Origin of the sequence: Actinoplanes sp. NPDC024001, from assembly GCF_040638955.1 — a bacterium.
In the GTDB taxonomy this organism is placed as follows: Bacteria; Actinomycetota; Actinomycetes; order Mycobacteriales; family Micromonosporaceae; genus Actinoplanes.
Genome location: NZ_JBEZZB010000363.1, coordinates 1 through 1,828 on the forward strand (window position 1 = coordinate 1; position 1,828 = coordinate 1,828).

Here is a 1,828-nt window from a genome sequence, read left to right on the forward strand (position 1 = left end):
CGCAAGACGGCCGCGCCCTGCCGCAGGACGGCCGCGCCCATCCGCAGGAGGGCCGTGCTCTGCCGCAGGAGGGCCGCGCCCATCCGCAGGAGGGCCGTGCTGTGCCGCAGGACGGCCGCGCCCATCCGCAGGAGGGCCGTGCTCTGCCGCAGGACGGCCGCGCCCATCCGCAGGACGGCCGCGCCCTCCCGCAAGACGGCCGCGCCCTCCCGCAGGACGGCCGCGTTCAACCGCAAGACGGCCGCCGAGCGGAAGAATGGGTCGAACCCCAGGCGGAGGTCGACACGGACGCTCGCACCGGCCGAGCCGACGAGTGGACCGCACAGCAGGCAGAGGCCGACACGGACTCCCGCTCCGGCCGGGCAGGCGAGCAGGTCGCCCAGCGGACCGAAGCCGGCCGGACCGCGTCGGACGAGCCCGGAACCCGGACGCCGGAGCCGGGGACCGCGACGAACGGGCAGCCGCAAGGTGGCGAGGCCGGCGACGCGGATTCCCCACGCGTGCTGCGCCGCGCCGAACCGCCCCTGCCGCCGAAGGTGGTCAGCCGGGCCACGCCTCCACCGCAACCTCGCGTGATCAAGGCCGCTCCGCCGGTCACGCCGCGTGTGGTCGCGGCACCGGCGCCGGTTCCCCCGGCGCGGGTGATCGGTGGGCCGCCGCGGACATCAGGCCCGCAGCAGCCCGCCGCGCACGCGGAGGCAACGCTCGAGGCACGCCCGATGGCGCAGCCGCCGGCAGACTCCCGATCCGGATCGGTCAGGCCGGGCGAGCCCGGGGTCGCCACCGGTGAGATCCGGCCGGTCTCCCCTGCCGCTCACCCCGGCGCTGCGCAACCCGCAGGTGGGTCCGGCGTCCAGGATGTTCAGCCGCAGTCGCCCGCCGGCGGGCAATCCCCCGGTCCCGAGCGACCGAACGGCGGACCTGCTGTGGGCGACATGCGCTCGCAGACGCCGGTCCCCGGCCAGCACGACACGCAGCCCCAGCCGCCCACCACAGATGGACACGGCGCTTGGCAGCAGGCTGCAGCGGGTCCTCAAGGCGCGTGGTCGCGGCAAGCTGCCGCCGACTCCCCAGCAGCGTGGTCACAACAAGCTGCGGCCGGCCCGCAAGACGCGTGGCCGCAGCCCTTCGCAGCCGGCGGCGATGGCGGGTGGCCGCAGCCACCCGCTGCCAACGGCCGGGACGGACGGCCGCAGCCACCCGCTGCCAACGGCCAGGACGCGTGGCCGCAGCCACCCGCTGCCAAGGGGCAGGGCGGATGGCCGCAGCCATCCGGTGCGTGGCCGCAGCCGGGAGCCTCTGAGCATCGGGAGGCGAGTCCGCAATCTCCGGCAGCCGGTTACGCGGCTGGACCGGGCTACCCGAATGTGGCGGCATCCCGGCCGGAGCAGTCGGCTGCCGGGCGCCCGACCGTGCCGGCGCCGATCCGTCCTGACGGCCCCGCCTACCCGGGTGAGCCGGGACGTAGCGGGCCGGACCTTCCGCAGCAGCGTTCCCGCCGGTCGCCGCGGACCGCGCACGTCTTCCTCTCCGACGGTGACGGACCGTGGGCGATGGTCCCGGACGAGAACCCGCCGGCCGGTGCCCGCCCGGTCTCGCCCGCACGGCCGCCGATGCCTGCCGGCTGGACCCCCATGCCGCAGGACCAGAACGGCACACAGCCGGCACCCGCCGCAGCCTGGCCTCCCCCGGCCCGGCCGCCGGTTCAACCCGGGGTACCCGCCGTTCCCGAGCAGCCGGCCGCCGCGACAGCCTGGCCGCCCGCTCCCGCGCAGCCCGCACCGATGCACCCCGCAGCGGCAGCGCCTCCCCCGCCCCTGCCGGCGCT

General features: G+C 77.2%; 1 protein-coding gene. It reads right to left on the bottom strand.

What is annotated here, in order from left to right:
* A partial coding sequence (locus tag AB0F81_RS51180; RefSeq protein ID WP_360211739.1) for a hypothetical protein occupies window positions 1–236 on the bottom strand: 236 nt, incomplete at its 3' end.
* Between the last annotated feature and the right edge of the window lie 1,592 nt (window positions 237–1,828).